General features: G+C 65.5%; 19 protein-coding genes and 3 pseudogenes. 11 read left to right on the top strand and 11 right to left on the bottom strand.

From position 1 onward, the window contains the following. Positions 1-10: 10 nt before the first annotated feature. Positions 11-724, bottom strand: a complete 714-nt coding sequence (locus AB7O82_RS00110) for a GntR family transcriptional regulator (protein ID WP_428553808.1) — start codon at positions 722-724, stop codon at positions 11-13. 179 nt (positions 725-903) lie between these two features. Here AB7O82_RS00110 and AB7O82_RS00105 point away from each other — a divergent pair, with 179 nt between their 5' ends. The 4 genes from AB7O82_RS00105 to AB7O82_RS00090 all read left to right on the top strand — a co-directional run bounded on the left by AB7O82_RS00105 (position 904) and on the right by AB7O82_RS00090 (position 6,897). Continuing rightward, positions 904-1,830 (top strand): SMP-30/gluconolactonase/LRE family protein, encoded by a 927-nt coding sequence (locus AB7O82_RS00105; protein WP_428618318.1) that lies wholly within the window; start codon positions 904-906, stop codon positions 1,828-1,830. Between the two features lie 184 nt (positions 1,831-2,014). After that, positions 2,015-4,282, top strand: coding sequence for an acyl-CoA dehydrogenase family protein (locus AB7O82_RS00100; protein ID WP_428618316.1), 2,268 nt, complete (start codon positions 2,015-2,017; stop codon positions 4,280-4,282). 21 nt (positions 4,283-4,303) lie between these two features. Further along, positions 4,304-5,851, top strand: a complete 1,548-nt coding sequence (locus AB7O82_RS00095) for an acetyl-CoA acetyltransferase (protein WP_428553800.1) — start codon at positions 4,304-4,306, stop codon at positions 5,849-5,851. Between the two features lie 35 nt (positions 5,852-5,886). Continuing rightward, entirely contained in the window at positions 5,887-6,897 is a 1,011-nt protein-coding gene (locus AB7O82_RS00090; protein ID WP_428618314.1) for a Bug family tripartite tricarboxylate transporter substrate binding protein, read from the top strand. 91 nt (positions 6,898-6,988) lie between these two features. Here AB7O82_RS00090 and AB7O82_RS00085 read toward each other — a convergent pair whose 3' ends face one another. Beyond that, positions 6,989-7,798 carry a class I SAM-dependent methyltransferase gene (locus tag AB7O82_RS00085; protein ID WP_428618312.1) on the bottom strand — a complete coding sequence of 270 codons (810 nt, stop codon included), beginning with the start codon at positions 7,796-7,798 and terminating at the stop codon, positions 6,989-6,991. A gap of 125 nt (positions 7,799-7,923) precedes the next feature. On the opposite strand from AB7O82_RS00085, the gene AB7O82_RS00080 reads away from it, so the two are divergent. After that, positions 7,924-8,874: a LysR substrate-binding domain-containing protein gene (locus AB7O82_RS00080; protein WP_428552699.1), complete on the top strand. Its 951-nt coding sequence runs from the start codon at positions 7,924-7,926 to the stop codon at positions 8,872-8,874. Positions 8,875-8,888: 14 nt separating this feature from the next. Here AB7O82_RS00080 and AB7O82_RS00075 read toward each other — a convergent pair whose 3' ends face one another. From AB7O82_RS00075 to AB7O82_RS00065, 3 genes are all read right to left on the bottom strand, one after another. Beyond that, positions 8,889-9,398: a hypothetical protein gene (locus AB7O82_RS00075; RefSeq protein WP_428552702.1), complete on the bottom strand. Its 510-nt coding sequence runs from the start codon at positions 9,396-9,398 to the stop codon at positions 8,889-8,891. 11 nt (positions 9,399-9,409) lie between these two features. Beyond that, positions 9,410-9,874, bottom strand: coding sequence for a TspO/MBR family protein (locus AB7O82_RS00070; protein WP_428552705.1), 465 nt, complete (start codon positions 9,872-9,874; stop codon positions 9,410-9,412). A 344-nt stretch (positions 9,875-10,218) separates the two neighbouring features. Beyond that, positions 10,219-10,767 (bottom strand): VOC family protein, encoded by a 549-nt coding sequence (locus AB7O82_RS00065; protein WP_428552708.1) that lies wholly within the window; start codon positions 10,765-10,767, stop codon positions 10,219-10,221. Between the two features lie 181 nt (positions 10,768-10,948). Between AB7O82_RS00065 and AB7O82_RS00060 the strand changes: the two genes are divergently transcribed. After that, entirely contained in the window at positions 10,949-11,881 is a 933-nt protein-coding gene (locus AB7O82_RS00060; RefSeq protein WP_428552710.1) for a DUF7700 domain-containing protein, read from the top strand. Positions 11,882-11,963: 82 nt separating this feature from the next. Here the strand turns inward: AB7O82_RS00060 and AB7O82_RS00055 are convergent, their stop codons facing one another. Continuing rightward, entirely contained in the window at positions 11,964-12,569 is a 606-nt protein-coding gene (locus AB7O82_RS00055) for a metallophosphoesterase family protein (RefSeq protein WP_428552713.1), read from the bottom strand. A 165-nt stretch (positions 12,570-12,734) separates the two neighbouring features. Between AB7O82_RS00055 and AB7O82_RS00050 the strand changes: the two genes are divergently transcribed. Then, positions 12,735-13,802 carry a hypothetical protein gene (locus tag AB7O82_RS00050; protein ID WP_428552716.1) on the top strand — a complete coding sequence of 356 codons (1,068 nt, stop codon included), beginning with the start codon at positions 12,735-12,737 and terminating at the stop codon, positions 13,800-13,802. 71 nt (positions 13,803-13,873) lie between these two features. After that, positions 13,874-14,683, top strand: a complete 810-nt coding sequence (locus AB7O82_RS00045) for an HpcH/HpaI aldolase family protein (RefSeq protein ID WP_428552719.1) — start codon at positions 13,874-13,876, stop codon at positions 14,681-14,683. A 44-nt stretch (positions 14,684-14,727) separates the two neighbouring features. On the opposite strand, the pseudogene AB7O82_RS00040 reads toward AB7O82_RS00045, so the two are convergent. Next, positions 14,728-14,966: pseudogene (locus AB7O82_RS00040) on the bottom strand (type II toxin-antitoxin system Phd/YefM family antitoxin). Between the two features lie 61 nt (positions 14,967-15,027). Between AB7O82_RS00040 and AB7O82_RS00035 the strand changes: the two are divergent. Further along, positions 15,028-15,798 (top strand): SDR family NAD(P)-dependent oxidoreductase, encoded by a 771-nt coding sequence (locus tag AB7O82_RS00035; RefSeq protein ID WP_428552722.1) that lies wholly within the window; start codon positions 15,028-15,030, stop codon positions 15,796-15,798. A gap of 123 nt (positions 15,799-15,921) precedes the next feature. On the opposite strand, the gene AB7O82_RS00030 is transcribed toward AB7O82_RS00035, so the two are convergent. Both AB7O82_RS00030 and AB7O82_RS00025 read right to left on the bottom strand, forming a co-directional pair. Further along, positions 15,922-16,683, bottom strand: coding sequence for an SDR family NAD(P)-dependent oxidoreductase (locus tag AB7O82_RS00030; protein ID WP_428546199.1), 762 nt, complete (start codon positions 16,681-16,683; stop codon positions 15,922-15,924). 136 nt (positions 16,684-16,819) lie between these two features. Next, entirely contained in the window at positions 16,820-17,647 is an 828-nt protein-coding gene (locus tag AB7O82_RS00025; RefSeq protein WP_428546202.1) for an amidohydrolase family protein, read from the bottom strand. Between the two features lie 274 nt (positions 17,648-17,921). Between AB7O82_RS00025 and AB7O82_RS00020 the strand changes: the two genes are divergently transcribed. Beyond that, on the top strand, positions 17,922-18,290 hold the full coding sequence (locus AB7O82_RS00020; protein ID WP_428546205.1) for a YciI family protein: 369 nt from the start codon (positions 17,922-17,924) through the stop codon (positions 18,288-18,290). A 93-nt stretch (positions 18,291-18,383) separates the two neighbouring features. Here AB7O82_RS00020 and AB7O82_RS00015 read toward each other — a convergent pair. Both AB7O82_RS00015 and AB7O82_RS00010 read right to left on the bottom strand, forming a co-directional pair. Continuing rightward, positions 18,384-18,744, bottom strand: a pseudogene (locus AB7O82_RS00015) (PIN domain-containing protein). After that, entirely contained in the window at positions 18,732-19,022 is a 291-nt protein-coding gene (locus AB7O82_RS00010) for an antitoxin (RefSeq protein ID WP_428546208.1), read from the bottom strand. Before AB7O82_RS00010 ends, AB7O82_RS00015 begins: the two are co-directional and overlap by 13 nt. Before the next feature lie 173 nt (positions 19,023-19,195). On the opposite strand from AB7O82_RS00010, the pseudogene AB7O82_RS00005 reads away from it, so the two are divergent. Continuing rightward, positions 19,196-19,300: pseudogene (locus tag AB7O82_RS00005) on the top strand (toxin); the annotation flags it as partial.

Here is a 19,300-nt window from a genome sequence, read left to right as displayed (position 1 = left end):
GCGACCATCCTCAGTCCTGTCGCGCTTCGAAGATCGCGGTCCCCTTGGTCGGCAGCATGTCGACCGAGAACCGGTAACGGTCCGGATGATAGCGCAGGATAAGATAGTGGACCGGAAGGCCGTCGGACGTATAGACGATGCGCCGCGCCTCCAGCATCGGCCGGCCGGCCGGATACCCGAGATACTTCTCGGAAAGCGCGTCGGAAATGGTGGGAATCAGCTCCTGCTCCGCGCGCGCGACGCGCCGGCTGGGCGGCGGCTTGGACTTGCCGTTGCCCTTCCGCCCCGACCGCTCTTCGGCCTCGGCGTCGTACGCGTCCGTCAGCGTGAAGGGCTGGTTCCTGTGAAGCGCGACGTAGCGCTGATGCTGGACCAGGGCGCCTTCGCCGATGCGGAGCGCCTTCGCCACGTCGGCTGTCGCCCGTTCGGTCGTGCTGGCGATCTTTTTGACCCGGAAGCCCGAGCCCTGGCCGAAGAAGCCGGTCAGGCGAAACACCCGTCTGCCGGTGACGCGATTCATCACGACGGTGCCGATACCCCGCCGGGGGCTGATGAGCGCCTGGGCCGTCAGCTCGGATATGGCGCGCCGAACGGTGATCCGGCTCACGCCATATTCCTTGCAGAGCAGGTCCTCGGTTGGAAGCTTGTCGCCCGCCTTGAACTCGCCGCTCGTGATGCGACCGAGCAGGCTGTCCCTTACTTGCTCGTAGAGATTGGCAGGCACCGAGTGGACCTTTGAGTGAATGCTTCCGCTGCGCGAGTGCTGACAATATAGGGCGATCGGCGCGATATCGAAATCACATTTCATCCTCAGGGCGGCGACGGACTATCTTTTTTGCCAGTTCATTATAATGTTATAGGCAACAGCTCTCAACGCCGCGAGAAGATCAGGAGGAAACTCGGATGCTAAGACCAATGGCTCTCATGGCCGCGGTGGTGTCCGGAACCATTTCCGTTCAGGCCGCCTTCGCCCAGTCGGCGACGAAGCTGTCGGAGATCTGCGGCGACTGCAAAGTGGAGAAGGTGGTCAGTTGCGGCGCCGGAAAGTTCCTCGAAGGACCGAACTTCGACAAGGACGGGGTCTTGTGGATGGTCGGCCTGATGGCGGGCGAGATCCTGAAGGTCGCGAAGGATGGGCAATGCACCGTCGCCAAGACCGGCCTGAACTTCCCCGGCGGGACGCGCTTCGACAAGGAGGGCAAGCTCATCGTCACCACGCGGTCGGCGCTGGTGTCCTTCGATCCGCGGAGCTCGGAACTCACCACGCTGCGCAGCCTTTACGGCACCCAAGGCTTCCGTGGCCTGAACGACGTCATCGTCGACAGGCAGGGCGGGGTCTATTTCACCGAACCGAACGGATCGAGCGTCATCCGTCCCATCGGGCGCGTCTACTACATGCCGCCGTCACGGACCGGTGACCTGCAGCTCATCGGCGACACGTTTGCCTTCCCCAACGGAATCGTGCTGTCGCCCGACGAGACCGTTCTCTATGTCGGTGAGTATGCGATGAATCGCATCACCGGCGTGCCGCTCAGCAGCGCCGGCATGGTCAACCCGGGCCGCGTGCCGTGGGTGTTCGCGGCGCTGGCCGGCGGCATCGGTCCGGACGGCATGCTCGTCGACAGCAAGGGCAACGTCTATACGGCGCACTACATGGCCGGCGAGGTGGTGGTCCACGACTGCTTCGGCTTCCAGATCGGCGTTATCAAGCTCCCGGCGGATGCCGGCATGGGATCGACGAACATCGTCTTCCGCGACGGTTACCTCTACATCACCGAGGCGCTGAAGAACGACGTGTGGCGCGTGCCGGCGAAGATCCCGCCGACCTGAGCCGGCACCGGAAAATCGAGGTGGGGCTATCGCATATGGCCAAGTCCGTCGTCTCGACCGGAGCGCGAAGCGCAAAGTGGAGAGACCTTCTATCTGAGACTAGGCAGTATTTCGTAGCGAGAAGGTCTCTCCACGCGGCCCTTCGGGTTTGGGTCGAGACAACGGATTCGTTGGAGCATCCAAGATGAAAAGCGACAGAGCTGTCGTCCTTCGGGACACCGATGACATGGCGCTGCTGCGCGATGCCGCGCGAAGGTCGCTGGCGCGGCACTGGCCGCCCGACAAGGCGGTGGCGTTCGCCGAGGATCCGGCCGAGCTCCGGCGCTTCTGGCAGGAAGCGGCCGGGCAGGGGTGGACCTCCATCGGCCTTGCGGCCGGCGAAGAGGAACTGGCGCTCGCTGTCGTGCTGATGGACGAGCTTGGCCGCGCCGCCTGCCCGATCCCGCTCGGCGACGCGCTGCTGCTGCGCGACATCCTGTCGGCGGGCGAGACGGCCGACAGGTCGTCTCTCGTCCGGGGCATCGACAACGGCGGCATCGTTCCCACCTGGATCTTCGGGCCTGCCGGCGGCGAAGAAGGTGGTGCCGGGTTTCGCGTTGAGGGCAGCGGCGAAAGCCTGACGCTGCACGGCCCCGCCGCCTACGTCGAGAACGCGTCGCTCGCCAGCCACTTCGCTGTCCTGACCGGGCGTCCCGGCGAGGTCGTGATCGTGCCGGCGGGCGCTTCGGGCCTCACCGTCACGCGGACGCCGGGCCTTTCCCGGCCCGCGCTGTCGAGCGTCCGCTTCGACGCCGTCAGGCCGGAGGTCGTGCTTCAGGTCGCCGCCGAAAAGACCGACGCGATCCCGTCGCTCGCACGGATCCTGATGATGGCGCGCTCGCTGGGCGCGGCTGCCCGGGGCCTCGACATGCTCGTCGCCTATGCCCGGGAGCGCGTCCAGTTCGGCAAGAAGATCGGCCAGTTCCAGGCGATCCAGCACAAGCTGGCCAATTGCCTGCTCGGGATCGAGACCACGCGGCTCGCGATCTATCGGGCGGCGTCGGAGCCGGGCGACGCCCGGGACTATGCGCGCGCCGCCGCCGCCGTGGTCGCCGGTCAGACGCTGCGGACCGTCGTCATGGAGCTGCACCATGGATTTGGCGGCATCTCGTTCTGGGAGAATCACGAGATGCCCCGCCACTTTCGGCGCATCCACAGCGACCTGACCCGGCTGGGCGGACCGTATGCCGCCCGCCGGGAGGTTGCCGGCTTCCTGTTCGATGGCACGACGAGCAGGCTGCCGGACATCGATTTCGGCTCGCGCGTGAACGCCTTCAGGCTCGAGGTGCGCGAGTGGCTGGCCGACAACTGGAAGGGATGGAGGATCTCTTCGGAGGAGACCCGCTACAATCACATCCGAGCCGACCGCTCGTTCAGCCTGAAGCTCGCGGCCAAGGGCTGGCTCACTCTCCACTGGCCGAAGGAATACGGCGGTCAGGAGAGATCCGCCCTCGAGCGCCTCGTCCTCGAGGAAGAGCTCGCCTATGTCGACGCCCCGATCAAATGGCACGACACCGCCGTCAACATGCTGGGGCCGGCCCTGCTCAGGTATGGTTCCGAGGAGCATCGCGAGCTCGTGATGGCGGTCGGGCGAGGCGAGGTCTCCTTCGCGCTCGGTTATAGCGAGCCGGCGAACGGCTCGGACCTCGCGGGAATGAAGACGACCGCGACCCGGACGAACGAGGGATGGACGATCCGCGGCCAGAAGACCTTCACGTCGGCGGCGGGCTTTGCCGACTATTGCTGGCTGGCCGCGCGCACCGGACCACCCGATTCGCAGCAGGGCGGGATCAGCGTTTTCATCGTTCCCCTGCGGGGGACGCCCGGCCTGACGATCCAGCCGATGTACGGGCTGAACGGCCACGACTCCAACACGGTCTTCTACGACGACGTGAGGCTTCCCCCCGAGGCGATCGTCGGCGGGGTCAACCAGGGCTGGCAGGTCATCACCGCGGCCCTTGCCCACGAGCGGGTGTCGCTCGGCGCCATCGGCGCGCGGGCGCGCGGCTACTTCGATCGGCTGGTCGCGCATGTGAAGACGACCAGCCGGAACGGCCGGCCCATGCGCGACGATCCTGTCCTGCGCGATCGGCTGGCCGCGCTCGCCGCGGACGTGCAGGGCACACAGCTCCTCGCCGCCCAGAGCGCGCTGGTGACGGAAAGCGGCAAGGTCCCCCTGGTCGAGGCGGCGCTGCTCAAGGTCCACGCCAGCGAGCTTCTGGAGCGGCTCGCCAGCGAGGCGCTCGACATCCTGGGGCCGGGCGCGATGCTCTCGTCGACCGTCGACGAGACGCTGCTTGAGGGGGAGTTCGAATACAGCCTGCGCGACTCGCTGCTTTACACCATCGGCGGCGGCACCAACGAGATACAGCGGAACCTGATCGCGATCAGGGGGCTCGGCCTGCCGCGTTGACGTCTTCAAGGGAGAAGTGAAGTGAGCGATCCTGGAAGGAACCCGGTCATCGTCGGCGTCGGCCAGATCACCGACAAGGAAACGGCGCCGGGAGTGGCGCGGTCGCCGCTCGGTCTCATGGTCGATGCGACGCGGCTGGCGGCGCGCGATACCGGCGCGCCCGCAGCTGTTCTTTCCGGGATCGATTCGATCACCGCCATTCGCAGCTTCAACGACACCGTGCCCGCCTTCAAGTCGCCGTTCGGCAGGCTGGCCAACGCCCCGTGGTCGATCGCGCAGCGCATCGGGGCCAGCCCGCGCGAGTTCCTCTACCCGCCGTCGGGCGGCGACGTTCCGCAGCGCATGGTCACCCGCGCCTGCGAGCAGATCGTGGCGGGCGCGATCTCGTCGGCCCTGATCGTCGGTTCGGAGGCCCAGAGGACGGAACGCAACGCCAAGCGCGCGGGACTCGCGCTCGACTGGAGCGAGGACGCGCCGTTCGCGCCCGACGAGCTGGGCGGAATGGAAGTCCTCTATTCCCCAACGGAGGTCGCTCACGGCATGCGGGTGCCGGCCGTCATCTACGCCCTGTTCGAGCAGGCCTTGCGGGCGCGCAAGCGGCTGACGCCGGCACAGAGGGCGATTGAGCTCGGCCGGCTGTGCGCCGGCTTCGCCGCGATTGCCCAGGCCAATCCGCTGGCCGCCCGCAACGAGGGCTATTCCGCCGAGGACATCGCCACGGCCTCGCCAAAGAACCGCTATGTCGGTTTTCCGTACACGCGCCTGATGACGGCGAACGTCTATGTCGACCAGGGCGCAGCCATCATCGTCGCCTCGGAAGCCAGGGCGGACGAATGGGGCGTACCGCAGGACAGGCGTGTCTACCTGCACGGCAGCGCCCACGGCCACGACGAGTGGTTCGCGACGGAGCGCAGCCGCCTCGATCGCTCGCCCGCCATCCATCGCGTGGTGCGGGAGACGCTCGACAGCGCGGGGATCGGCATCGACCAGGTCTCCAGGTTCGATCTCTACAGCTGCTTCGTCTCGGCCATCGAGGTGGCGTGCGACGAGATCGGGATCGCCACCGACGACCCGCGCGGCCTCACCGTGACCGGCGGCCTGTCGTTCTTCGGCGGCCCCGGCAACAACTATGTCAGCCATTCGATTGCCGAGATGGTCGATCGGGTTCGCGCGAGGCCCGGCAGCTACGGTCTGGTCACGGCGAACGGCGGCCTGCTGACCAAGCATGCGGCCGGCGTCTATTCGACCGTGCGACCCGCGACGCCGTGGCGGTCGTCGGACGACGACCGGCTGCAGGCCGACATCGATGTCGCGTCGGGTCCGAAGGTCCCCCTCAATCCCGCGCCGGCGGGATCGGCGAAGATCGAGAGCTACACGGTCCTCAACGGTCCCGACGGCCCCGAGCGCGGCGTCGTGCTGGGCAGGCTGGTGGAGGGCGGCAGCCGTTTCGTCGCCAACACACCGGCCGATCGCGCGACGCTGCAGAGGCTCCAGGAGATCGACGCGCTCGGCTTGGGCGGCCGGGTGACCGCCGGCGAGATGGTCAACATTTTCACGCCGGACGCGTAAGCGACGTGTTCGCACGAAACGAGAGGGAATGAGACGTGAAGCTGGAAACGACAGCGAAGCAATCGGCGGGCACGGCCAGTCGACGGACGGTGCTCGCAGGGGCGCTGGGCAGCGCGGCCCTTGTCGGCATGAAGGACGCGGCCGCGCAGGCCTATCCGTCGAAGCTGATCACCATCGTCATGCCCTATGCCGCGGGCGGCTCGACGGACGTGATCGCGCGCGCGATCGCCGACAAGCTCCGCACCTCGCTGGGCGTCCCCCTCATCGTGGAGAACAAGCCGGGGGGCGGCGGCGCCATCGGTTCCGCCTTCGTCGCGCGCGCCGAGCCGAATGGCTACACGCTGCTGCTGACCCCGTCGGGGGCCATCGCCATCGCGCCGCTGGCGATGAAGCCGAGCCCGTTTGACGCGGTCAAGGATTTCACGCCCGTGGCGGCGCTGCACAAGTACCAGCTGTTCCTCTATGCCCGCAGCGGCGGCGGCTACAAGTCGATGGAGGAGCTGATCGCCGCGCACAAGGCCGGCAAGTCGATCAGCATGGCCATCACCGGCGTTGGCAACTCCACCCACTACTGCGCCTACTGGCTGGGCAAGGAACTGGGAATCGACTTCGTCAACGTGCCGTACAGCAGCGGCTCGCAGGTGGCCATGAGCATCGTCAAGGGCGAGGTGGACGTCGGCTTCCTGCCCTCCGCCGACCTGCGGCCGCAGATCAACAGCGGCGCGGTGCGGATGCTCCTGGTTGCTTCGAAGAATCCGTCGGCGGCGTTTCCCGACGTTCCCACGGTGTCGAAGTGGGGCCTGAAAGAGCCCGAGATCGACGTCTGGATCGCGCTGTTCGGCCCGCGCGGCCTGCCCGACGAGATTGTGGCCAGGCTGAGCGCTGCGGTGTCGGACGTCTACAGGAGCGGCGCGGTCGACAGGTACCTGGAGTCGTCCGAGAAGATGTCGGGTACGCCCACCGAGCTTGCCCAGGTTCTCGCCTCGGATGTCGTGAAGTATCGCCGTTTCGTCGACGCCGCCGGCTTCCTGCGCGATCAGAAATGAGCGCTGTGAAGGGGGTGTGTGAAAACGTGTCGAGTTCCTCTTCCCCGGAGTCAGATCTCTCGCACCGGCACCAGTCACCAAGCGGAGTCGTTCAGCCTCTTGCTGTTGCCAGATTGGTGCTGAGCTGGAAGGCAAGTCCGGAGGTATCGCTGTAGGATCGAAGTACCGGTTCGCTCTCGCGCACGATTGTTTCTAGGACGCACTTGCGCTCCTCATCGTGCATTGCCTTGGCGGCGGCGCTCATGCCCACGAGTGCCATCGAGTTCATGCGCACGAACGATGCGCCATCCTCGAAGCGTATAGTGCGTGACACGATCTTGGACCGTACCTCGTGGAAACCGGTATCGCGTAGGAGTGCCTCGAGCAGAACAGGTTCACCAAAGCTGTGGCGCTGATCCGCGATGCTGCCCAGGTGGCGCTCGGCCACGCGCCGCAACTCACGAAAGAACGGAACCTCCTCATCGGAGCGCCAGGTTGCCACCGCAAGCTTGCCACCGTGCACCAACGCCCGTCTCATCTGCGCCGCAGCCGCGGGCTTGTCGGGGAAGAACTGTAGTCCTTGCTGACAGACAACGGCGTCGAACCGCTCTTCCTCACGGAGAGGCAAGGCACCGGCGCTTCCTTCGCGCCAGTCGATGCCCGGCGCCACGGCGCGCGCAACCGCGAGCATGTCCGGGCTGAGGTCGACGCCGACGACGCAGGCGTGGTCACCGAGTCGCTCCTTTGCAACCCGCGCTACGATTCCGGTCCCGCAAGCGATGTCGAGGACGCGATCGCCTGAAGATAGCTTGATCTCCTCGACCGTCATCTCGGCCCAGGGCTGGAAAAGTCGACCGACAAGATGCCGTTCGTACATCTCTGGAAAGCTGGCCTGCTTCATTGCGTAGCTGGGCAGATTCATGAGGCCCTCCACTGCACCGGGGGAATTCCGTGTTCCATGTCGACAGGTTACAGGGCCGCGCCGTTCCGTGAATACGCCGTCATCGAAATGGATTGTTTCTCGAGCGGAAATGGTTAAATGGCTGTATGGACACGCTGCAGAGCATGAAGGTCTTCGTGCGGGTCGCTCAGCGTTCCGGCTTCGCGGCCGCCAGCCGGGACCTGCGGATGTCGCCGGCCACGGTGACCAAGCACGTAGCTTCATTGGAATCGCGCATCGGGGTGCGCCTGTTCGATCGCACGACGCGCCGCGTCAGCCTCACGGAAGCCGGGCAAATGTACCTGGAGCGTTGCCTCGAATGCCTCAACGCGTTCGAGGACGCCGACACGGCAATCAGCGAGCTGTCGAAGGAGCCAAAGGGTCTCTTGCGTGTCGCGGGTCCGGTCGATCTTGGCAACCAGATAGCCGGGACGATCGCGCAATTATTGCGCGAGTACCCCGGCGTCAAGGTGGAACTTCTATTATCCAATCGGCCCGTCGACCTCGTAGAGGAGGGGATAGATGTTGCCGTCCGGGTTGCCGCTTCTCTCGACGGCCGCTACGTCGCGCGGCCGATTGCGCTGGCCCGGGTCGGGATTTTTGCCGCGCCGGCCTACTTTCGCAGATTCGGCCGGCCCCGCAGACCGGAGGACCTGAGGCAGCACCGCGGCCTGGTGTTCCTCGAGCCGCGCCCACGGGACGAGTGGATTTTCGAGCGTGACGGGAAATCCGTGCGCGTGAGGCTCGAAGCATTCATGACGAGCAATTCTGGGGCCGCGCTGTCGATCGCTTCGGCCGCCGGTGCCGGCTTGGTCGTCGCACCCAGCTTCGTCGCCCATCCGGAGCTGATCGCAGGCAGGCTGGAGCTTGTCTTGCCCGATTGGAAGGTTCTCCCTGAGCTCGGAGTCTATGCCATCTACCCGCACCGCCGCTTCCTCGCGCCGAAGGTGAAGGCGTTCCTGGAGACATTGCGCGCGACGTACGGCGACGGGGGGCGCGATCCATGGTGGGTCGAAGCCACGCCCAAGTCGAAGAAACGGACAAACAGCGCAAGATGATGGCGGCTTGACTTCTAAATTATCCGGCTGTCGTAGGCCCAGTGCAACAGAGCTTGGCGCTGGCGCGGCCGGCAGGCCAGGTCGCCCGGTTGGCAATGCTTCCTGATTTGCGAGACGTGTCGCCTGATCGCCTTCCAGCGGGCAATCTGGCGCGCGTCCTCCTCGGGCAGGCGCCGGCCCCTGTAGTACCGACAGTACCACTGGAACCAGCCCCGTGGATCGTCCGGATGGATCCAGCCCTTTCTTTGCCATTCCGACAGGGGCTGGCTGGCATCCACGCCGAAATAGTTCAAGGAGCAGTCGCGGCCCGAAGGCGAGAGCTTCGCGCGCGCGAACCAGCTCGCAGGAAATTCGTCACGACAATCGGTGAGGTATTTCCCGCAGAACACGCCGAGTTCGAGCATCTGCTTGGGCATCAAATCGGGCCGGAACTGCGGGTCGAAATCGCGGCCGGCCGGCGCAGACAACACGTAGCGATAATCTTTCTGCATCTTGTCGTTGACGATGACGATGCGGCGGCGCATCTCGCCTCCTGTTAGTTCAATAGCCAGATCGCGCCGTTCAGAACCGAAGCGAACGCCACCCAGGCGGCGTAGGGCGCGAATAGGAGTGATGCGATTTTATCCTGTCGCCAAGTTACCATGATGAAGCCAATGATCGTAGTCAGGAGCAGCACGCTTACGCCAAGCGCGATATCAATACTATGGCCGAGGAAAAAGACAGGCGACCAAACGAAGTTTAGAGCCAGCTGCGCCCACCATAGATTCATTGGCGCCCGATTGCTGCCCTCTCGCCAAACCCGCCATCCGGCGATCGCGATCATGATGTAGAGCGCGGTCCAGACCGGGGCAAAGATCCAGCTGGGGGGATTGAAAGGCGGCTTGCTTAGCGTTGCATACCATGCACCGGGTGCAGTCGCGAAGCCAATGATAAGGCCGCCACCCAGAACGAGCGCAAGAAACAAGACCAGAGTGCCGAACTTCATTGCTCGAATTTTCATTGGAATGTGCTTTTATGCCTGTTTATCAGCATAAGACCTCTTCGTAGGCCCACCGCGAGTCAATACTTCCTGACAGCTTGAGCGCCAAGCGTTCCCGGCTGTAGTTGTCCGCCGAACCGATGGCGGATGATTGGTGGTTCCTTTGGTGAGGGTCGACCACGCCTTCTGGGCGAGTGGCGAGCCGGATCATCAACGAGGTGCAGGGATCAATCGGGCGACGGGTGACCCGAAGGGAGATGTGTGCCTGAGCAGGTTCAACGACACCAACCCGACAATCGGGAGGCGGCCCTGTGGCCACCTGCGCCACCCACCCGGTAGATCAGGCCGCGCCGTGTGTGAAGGGACTACAGCGGGAGTTGGCTCCGCCGTCCCTGGCGATCAGCTTGCACACCACCGGCCGCGGCGCCCAGGCGCGACACGACCACCGCGTCCCACGGGCCGGGGAACAATCCTCGGCCAACCATGTCCGCAGCGAAGAGCCGCTCCTGTCGTGGCCACTGTGCGCGGGGCAGCTCGTAATAGACCTCGATACCGTTGCCGTCGGGATCGCGAAAGTAGATGCCGAGCGAGATCCCGTGGTCGACGACAGTTCCGATCGGCACGCCCTTGTCCTTCAGGCGTCCGTAGAATTCCTTCAGGTCGTCGAGGGTTTCGACACGCCAGGCCATGTGATTGAGCCCGACCTGGCCCTGCCCTTGGAGTGGCGCGTCGGCCCCGACCTGCATCAGCGCAAGCTCGTGAGATTGGTCCTCGTCAGCCGACATGAAGGCAGCCCTGCCGGGGCGATAGTCGTAAGTGTGAAGGCCGAGCAGGTCGGCGTACCACGCATGCGAGCGTTCGACGTCGCGCACATAGACGTTCACGTGGGCGAGATATTTCGGCCGAAAGCTCATCGCTCGTTCCCTTCCTGCGCGGAGTGATCGCGCACGAGCAGGCCGGCTCCCGACGGCCATGTCGTTGATCCAGATCAAAGCCGCAGGAAGTGTGCGGGGTTTCGATTGCCGCGATTTCGCAAGCGACTCTTGTCGCCCTCCGGAATTCCTCTCCCTCCCATCGCAGGAGCATCTCGAGATCATGACGCGCGCGACACAAGGGACCTTCACGGTCGGGCCGTTGACCATCGTCGTTCGGCACGAGCTGTGGGACGGCAATATCCAGGACCACGCCGACCAGGGTGTCGCGATCTCGGTCAAGGCGCCGGTCGCCGGCCGCGATACCACGCTGTTGCGGTTCAACTGCTTCGATATCGAGAAGAGCTATGTCTACGGGCCGGACAATACGGAGCTGGCGGTGGCCGGGCCGGAGATGCTGGGCGGTGCACCGTTGCCCAACTTCTATCGGATGGATCCGATCGCTTGCGGCAACCCGATCGGCTGGACGATCAGGACACTGGGCGCGAAGCTGCCGAAAATGCTCGAGCGAGCCGGCTATCCCGCGATCGCCAGGACTGTCGAGACTGCCGCCCTGCGCAAGGTATTGCCGGAGGTCGAAGCCTGTGCCCGCGCGCTCCATGCCACCGGGCGCAACACCGTCAAGCACAACCGCGGCACCCACATCTTCGAGGCCGGCAACATCCGCTTCGGTCTGGAGATGCGGCGACTGCCGATGGGCGACGGCGGGCTCGCCATCCATGTGCTCGCCGATATCGGCGGGACACCCGGCAAGAAGTATTCGGAAGAGACCGAGCTCCTGGCCTTCGATCACTTCTGGAATGGCGCGCACTATCACTACGGCCCGCGCAACAAGAACCACCGGACCTACTGGGACCGCACCCTGGTCGAGGATCCGCTGGCCTGGACTCTCGAGCAGTTCGAGACCGGCAAGCTCAAGGCGATGATCGAGCATGCCGGCTACCCCGGCATCGCCGCCGACCTCGACGAGGGGAAGATCAGGGAGGTTCTGCCGGCGTTGAAAAGGCAGGCCCGAGCGATGTCGCGAGAAGGCGAGCGCCTGACCGGTCACCCCGGCCTGCCGCTCGAGCCGACGCCCAATCTCGCCGCCGAATAGATCGCTTCCGGCGACAAGGAGCCTCGACCGCTGGTCGATTGAAGGCCCCGTGTGCGGGTCGTCCGGTCAGCACTTCGATTGTTCATCCGCGCTCGGACTGTCGACCGATGGGCAGCGCCGGGTAATCGCGCACGACGACCTCCTCCGTCACGGTGTCGAGCACGGCGCAGCTCAGTTGCCGGCCATTGCGCGGGTCGCGCGCTTCACCGGCCGATCCGGGATTGATCACCAGCACCCGGCCGACCCGACGGACGACCTGCTGGTGGGTGTGGCCGTAGAGCACGATGTCGGCGTCGGCCTCGCCGAAGCGTTGCAGCTCGGAGCTGGTGGGCATGACATAGCTGCCACGCGGCTCCCAGGGCGTCGAGTGCACCATCAGGATACGCCTGCCGCCGATCCGCAGCTCGCGCCGATGCGGCTGCCCGGCAAGCCAATCGAGCAAGGGACGGTCGATGTCCGGCCGGGAGCGCGCCCGCTCGCCGGCCGCGCCGAGGAAGATCTCCTCGTGGTTGCCCAGGATGGTGAGCGCGTCCCGCTCGCGCAGCCGGCCGATCACCGCGTTGGAGAAGCTGAACTCGTAGATGCTGTCACCGAGACACAGCAGCGCGTCGATCGGGCCCATGGTCTCCAGCGCCCGATCGAGGCCGTCGATGTTGCAGTGCAGGTCGGAGACAATGCCGAGCTTCAACAGGGGCCTCTGGTTCGATTGGCGTGCCGCATTCCGATTGCGCCAGTCAGCTTGCATGGCCTTAGCACGGCGCCTCCCGGACAGGCGAGCGCGGAACATCTGGCTATCTATTGATCGCCCTGCTGGTAGCATGGGGCCGACAAGCTGACCGTTGGAGGTGAGGCCATGGGCGAGATCCTCGGATTGGGGGCGACGCACTATCCGTCGCTCTGCGCACCGCCCGAGCGCATGCTCGGATTTTTCCACCATATCCTGTCGGCGCCCAACATCGATCCGAAATACAAGGACCGCGCCAACTGGCCCAGCGAGATGCTTGCCGAGATGGGCAACGACGAAGGTCGTGGCTCGATCGAACGCTACCGCGAGCGAATGTGGGCGAACTTCCGCAAGCAGCGGAAGATGATCGACGACTTTGCGCCGGACTTCATCGTGCTGATCGGCGACGACCAGTACGAGAACTTCCGCGAGGACATCATTCCGCCGTTCTGCATCTACGGTCTCGACGACGACTTCGACCTGCAGCCGTGGAAGAACGGTGCTGAGCCGAGGGCCAACGGCTGGGGCGAGCCCGGCGACTGGACCATGCGCATCCACGGCCACCGCGATGGCGCCAAGCAGCTCGCCACGGGCCTGCTGCGGGCCGGCGTGGCGATGCCCTACGCCTACAAGCCGCTGCATCTGGCAGGGCTGGGCCACGCCTTCACCAATACGCTCCTGTTTCTCGACTGCGACCGCCGCGGCTTTCCGCATCCCGTCGTGCCGTTCCACGTGAACTGCTATGGCAGCATGGTCATGCGCTCGGCGGGCGCGACCGCGCACCTGTTCAAAACCGATCCCGAGCCCGGCCTGCCCGATCCGCCGGCACCGACCCCCGCGCTCTGCATGTCGGTCGGCGCGGCCCTGGCCCGGGCCATCCAGGCCAGCCCCTATCGCGTCGTGCTGATGGCGTCCTCCAGCTGGTCGCACTGCTTCCTGTCGCCGGTCGGAGGCTGGGTGATCCCCGATCATGCCGCCGACCGCGAAATGCTGGCGGCGCTCAGGCGCGCCGACTGGGACGCCTGGCGCAATCGCAGCCTCGAGCAGATCGAGCGCGCGGGCCATCATGAGCTGCTCAACTGGATGGTCCTGGCCGGCGCCATGGCGGAGTTCGACCGCAAGCCGGTGATCGATGACTGGGTGGAGACTTACATCTTCCAGTCGGACAAGTGCTTCGCCTCGTTTGCGGCGAGCTAACCCTTCGTCGACGGGATCCGGCGCCTGCTGTCATGCCGGCCGTGCTTCGCGAGAGGAGCCTCGTACGATCCATGAAAGACAACAGCATATGGCGGGCGGTTCGCGAGGGGCGGGCCGCGCTGGGGACCGGGCTCAAGGAGTTCGCGTCGCGCGGAGTGCCGTGGATCATCGAGGCCGCGGGTTTCGACTACTGCATGATCGACCACGAGCATGGCGCTTTCGATCTCGAAGCGATCGCCGATCTCGCCGGATGGTTCCAGGCCACCAACGTCTCCGCGATCGTGCGCATCCACAAATCCTTCACGCATCTGATCCCGGCGATCCTCGACCAGGGGATCATGGGCATCCAGGTTTCGGAGGTGGACAGTGTCGAGGAGGCGCGCGCGATCGTGCGGGAGGCGAAATATCCGCCCGTGGGCAATCGCGGCATCTCGGGGCAGGGCATGCACACCGGATACCGAAGCTATGGCGGCCGTCACGCCTCGGAGTATGCGCCGTGGGCCAATGCCAACATCATCGTCTGCGTGTCGATCGAATCGCTCGAGGGCCTGGAGACGGTCGAGGCGATCGCGGCCGTGGAGGGCATCGACATGATCGCCTATGGCCACTCCGACCTCAGTGCGCGCCTGGGCGTCCATCTCCAGCTCGAACACCCGACATTCAAGGCCGCCGTGCGGCGGATCGCGGATGCGTGCAAGGCGCACGGCAAGCTTGCCCGCGGGTCGGCGGAAACCGAGGCGCAGATCGAGGAGTACTGGAAGCTCGGGTGCAAAGTGCTGAACCTGCCCGGCACCGATGTCAGCACCTATCTCGACGGCCTCAAGGCGCGCGCCGGTCGAGCGCACGCGCGGCTGAAGTCGATCGGTGTTCCGGTGCCGTGAGACGGGTGCTTGTGTTCGCTGGGAGCGCGCCACTCCGATGGCGCTCAGTAGCGATCGCTGTCCCGCATCGACCGCACCAGATCGGCGGTGCTCTGGGCCAGCGGCATGGTCGCCGTCAGGGACTGGAGCAGGGCCGCGTCGATCCGCTTGCGCGGTCCAGCCACGCCTGTGAGCCGGGCAACCGGCTTGCCGCGCCGGGTGATGTCGATCGATTCCCCCGCCGCACCCGATCGACAAGCTCGCCCAGATGTGCCTTGGCCTCCGCCAAGCCGATGGCAGCCATGGAGCCCGCTCGCAGATTGGCGCATCCTGCCGGCGATCAACGGTGAAACAGGAGGAACAGGATGCGATTGCGCGGGAAGGTGGCGTTGCTGACTGGCGCGGCGGCGGCGATCAAGGGCGAGCTGATGGGATTCGGCGGCGCGGCGGCGCATCTGTTCGTGCGCGAGGGCGCGAAGGTGGTGCTGACCGATATCCGCGACGAGCTGGGCGAGCGCGCCGCCGCTTCGCTGCGCGCCGGCGGGCATGACGCGCGCTACCTGCACCTCGACGTGACGTCGGAGCAGGACTGGGCCCGGGTGGTGGACGCAGTGATGGCGGCGCACGGACGGCTCGACATCCTGTTCAACAATGCCGGGGTCGCCGTTCCCGGCAAGGTCGAGGACATCACGGTGGAGGTCTGGGAACGCGAGCTCGGCGTGCATGCCAAGGGGGTTTTCCTCGGCACACGGACTGCCATCCCCGCCATGCGCAAGGGCGGCGGCGGATCGATCATCAACACGTCCTCGGTCATGGGCATCGTCGGCAGCCCGACCTCGCCGGCCTATTCGGCCGCCAAGGGCGCCATAACGATCTTCACCAAGTCGGCGGCGCTGCAGTATGCGAAGGAGAACATCCGCATCAACTCGGTGCATCCGGGCTATGCCGATACCCCGCTCACCGACAAGCGCTTCAGCGATCCGGCGGTGCGACAGGCGTTGATCGATCGCACGCCGATGGGGCGGCTCGGCACCGCCGAGGACATCGCCAATGGCGTGCTGTTCCTGGCATCCGACGAAGCCTCCTGGATCACCGGCTCCGAGCTGGTGATCGATGGAGGCATGACGGCGCAGTAGGGCGATCGAGGCTCATGCTCTTGTGGACCGCGAGCGTCTCGCTCGCTCATGTCCCTGAGCGAGCGAGACGCTCGCGGTCCGGAAGAGCATGAGCCTGGTCCTTCGCTCGGGTTGACAGCGGGTTTAGTACGCGGAGAACCCGCCTTCGGCCGGGATGGCCGCGCCGTTCACCATGCGCGATTCGTCGGAGGCGAGGAACAGGGCGACGTTGGCGATGTCCTCCGGCTGACCGACAGCGAACGGGTATTGCGCGGCAATGTCATCGATGCCGCCGAAGCGGATCTGGTTGCCGCCGGTGAAACGGCTCCTGACCCGCTCGGTCAGCACGACGCCGGGGCAGATGGCGTTGACGCGGATACCCTTGGGTGAATAGGCGCCGGCCAGGGCCTTGGTGAAGGAGATCAGACCGCCCTTGGCCATCACATAGACATGGGCGATATGGTTGCCGCGCAAGGCCACCACCGACGAGAAGTTGACGATACTGCCCTTGCCCTGTTCGACCATCAGCGGGATGACATGCCGGCAGCACAGGAACGGCCCCTTCAGGTCGAGGTTGATGGTGTGATCCCACACCGAGGGATCGACCTCGGTCACCGGCCGGTCCTCGCGCAGCGAGCCGCCGGCGCAGTTCAGCAGCACGTCGACGTGGCCGAAAGCCTGTTTGGCCTGCTGCACCATCTGCTTGACGCTTTCCTCGTCGGTCACGTCGGTCGCCACGAAGCGGGTGCCGGCGCCGGCCTCGCGCGCGCTCGCCTCGCCCAGCGTCTTGTCGATCTCCGCCACGACGACCTTGGCGCCCTCGGCGACAAACAGCCTGGCCGCTGCCCGGCCGATCCCTGAGCCCGCGCCGGTGATCACCGCAACCTTGCCCGCGAGACGATTCATCTGTTCCTCTCCCCGTTACGAGTGTTCATTGCCGGGAGCGCGTCACTCCGACGGCGCTCGGGGGGTGTCAACCAGAAGAGCGCCATCGGAGTGGCGCGCTCCCGGCAATGAGCGGCGCCCGACGCCCGGGTCCGCGTTACCACTTGTAGACTTTCTGCAGGGTTCCGCCCATGAGCGCCGCCTTGTCGCTGTCGGATAGGCGTTTGGTCTCGCGGAACGGCGCTACGCCCTGCTCGTAGGTCAGCATGCCGATCGTGCGAGTCCAGTCGGTGCCCCACATGCAGCGATCCAGCCCGAACGTATCGATGACCCGCAGTACCGGCTCCCAGATATCGTAGTAGGGGAACGGCTGGTGCGACATCGTGCAGGCGCCGCTGATCTTCACTCGCACGTTTCGGTATTGGGCCAGGTCGAGCAGCTTCGGCAGATCGGCCCAGACGTCGGCGGGAACCGGCGGGCGCATGGGTTGTAGCAGGCCGAGATGGTCGATCACGATCACTGTATCGGGATGCCGCCGGACGTGCGGCAGGCCCTTGTCCAGGATGCCCCAGCACAGCAGGTTGACCGGCAGCTCGTGCCTGGCGGCGGCGGCGAACGCGCGGTGCAACCCGGGATGGTCGGCGTCCATCGGCAGGCCCTCGCGCATGCGGATGCGGATACCGCGCGCGCCCGGTGTCGTCTTCCAGCGCGCCACCACATCGTCGATCGCCGGATCGGTTGCGTCGACCGGCGTCACGACGCGGAACTTGTCTGGATACTTGTCGTAGACCTCGAGCGCGTAGCTCGGATCGTATTCGTATGCGCTGAACGACGACACCATGATCGCGCCGTCGACGCCGACGCTGTCCATCGCCGCGATCATCTCCTCGCCCGTGGCGGAGAGGAGGCCGTGCGAGGGACTGGCCCACGGCCGGCCGGGATGATTGCGATCGAAGGGATGAACCTGAACGTCGATGACTGGCATGGCCGTATGGTCCTGGATCGCTATTGAGTCTTGCCGCCGTCCTGAGCACAGCGAAGGACATCATCGCCGTTAGCCACTAGTGTGCGCGGAAACTTCTGGCGATGAGATCCTTCGCTGCACTCAGGATGACTGAACTGAACAACAGACAGCGTCCTGCTTCCATGCAAAATCGATCAACCTGCAAGAATTTTCAGGGCGATGTCGGCATCGGACGACCCGGTTCGTCGTTCCGATGACAGGCCAATGAGGCCGGCAAGAGCCAAGGAGAGGGACGATGCGTGTGATGGTGCTCGTGAACGCGACCGAGGACAGCGAGAAGGGCTTTGTCGCTACGCCCGAGACGCGCGCGATGCTCGAGGCGATGGGCAGGTTCAACGAGGAGCTTGTCAAGGCCGGCATCCTGCGCATGGGTGACGGCCTGAAACCTTCCTCGCAGGGCAAGCGCATCGCCTTCGACGGTCCCCGCCGGACGGTCATCGACGGGCCGTTCGCCGCGACCCGCGAGCTGGTCGCCGGGTTCTGGCTGTGGGACGTCAAGGACATGGACGAAGCGATCGCCTGGGTGAAGCGCTGCCCCAATCCCATGCCGGGACCCAGCGAGATCGAGATCCGGCCGCTGTACGAGATGGCTGATCTGCAATGAGACACTACGCGGAAGGTCACGAAGGACGATGGCCGGACGCGCGGGAAGCGCGGCGGTGCTGGCACAGTGCTGACGCTCGGCCGCGCAACCCTTCTAGGGTTGTGTCCAATCTTCCATCTTGAGCCCATCGACGCGGTGGAACTCGGAGAAACTGTTGGTGACGAGAACAAGTCCACGCGCGCTTGCCTGTCCGGCGAGCAGCACGTCATAGGGCCCGACCGGAGTGCCCTGACGCGCGAGCGTGGCTCTTATCCCGCCGGCTGTACGGGCATCCTCCCGATCGAGATCGAGAATGACGAGGTCGCCAAAGTGCAGACGCAGCGTCTCGAGGCGGACTCGGTTCTCTGGCTGCGATACCGCCCAAAATAGAGCTCGTGGGCGACTATGGAGGAGATGGCCAGCGACCCCGGCTTCATTGCAGCAAGGCGCCTGATCTGCGCGTCACCAGGGTGATGACCGCATTGGTGTCGAGCGCCCAGGCGCTTCAGCCGGCTCGGGTCGGCTCTGGTCAGCGGGCGGCCGCCGGCCTTCGGCCATGAAGTCCGCGCTGAACCCTCGGTCCACGGCTGCGCGCAAGGAAGCCCAGCGAGTCGAAACGCCCCGGCGAGGTGGCAGGATCACCGCATCGCCCTCGCGCCAAACCTCGACCCCTACGGCGTTGAAGCGGACGTCCCTCGGCAGACGGACAGCCTGTGAATTGCCGGAGCGAAACACTTTGGCGAATTGGGGCATGGCGCTCTACATACGCCTTGATCGCGTCGTTGCCAGGCACTCATGGGCGGCATCCGGCATCGAGCAGCCGGGCCCGCCAGCCGAAAGCTTGAAGAATCTGGAAGGCCCGTGTCGGATTGGCGCGGGCTCGTTCGTCCTTTGGACATCAAACGGCAATTCACAGGATCGTCAGCATGCCAAATACAGTTCGTCTACACCGCGTTCTGGCAACCAGCCCGGAGAAGGTCTATCGCGCCTTCCTCGAAGCGGATGCGCTCGCGAAATGGCTTCCGCCGAAC

This window comes from Reyranella sp. (assembly GCF_050185545.1).
Taxonomy (GTDB): domain Bacteria; phylum Pseudomonadota; class Alphaproteobacteria; order Reyranellales; family Reyranellaceae; genus Reyranella.
The sequence above is the reverse complement of the archived record's forward strand: the minus strand, read 5'-3'. Positions and strand labels throughout refer to the sequence as shown.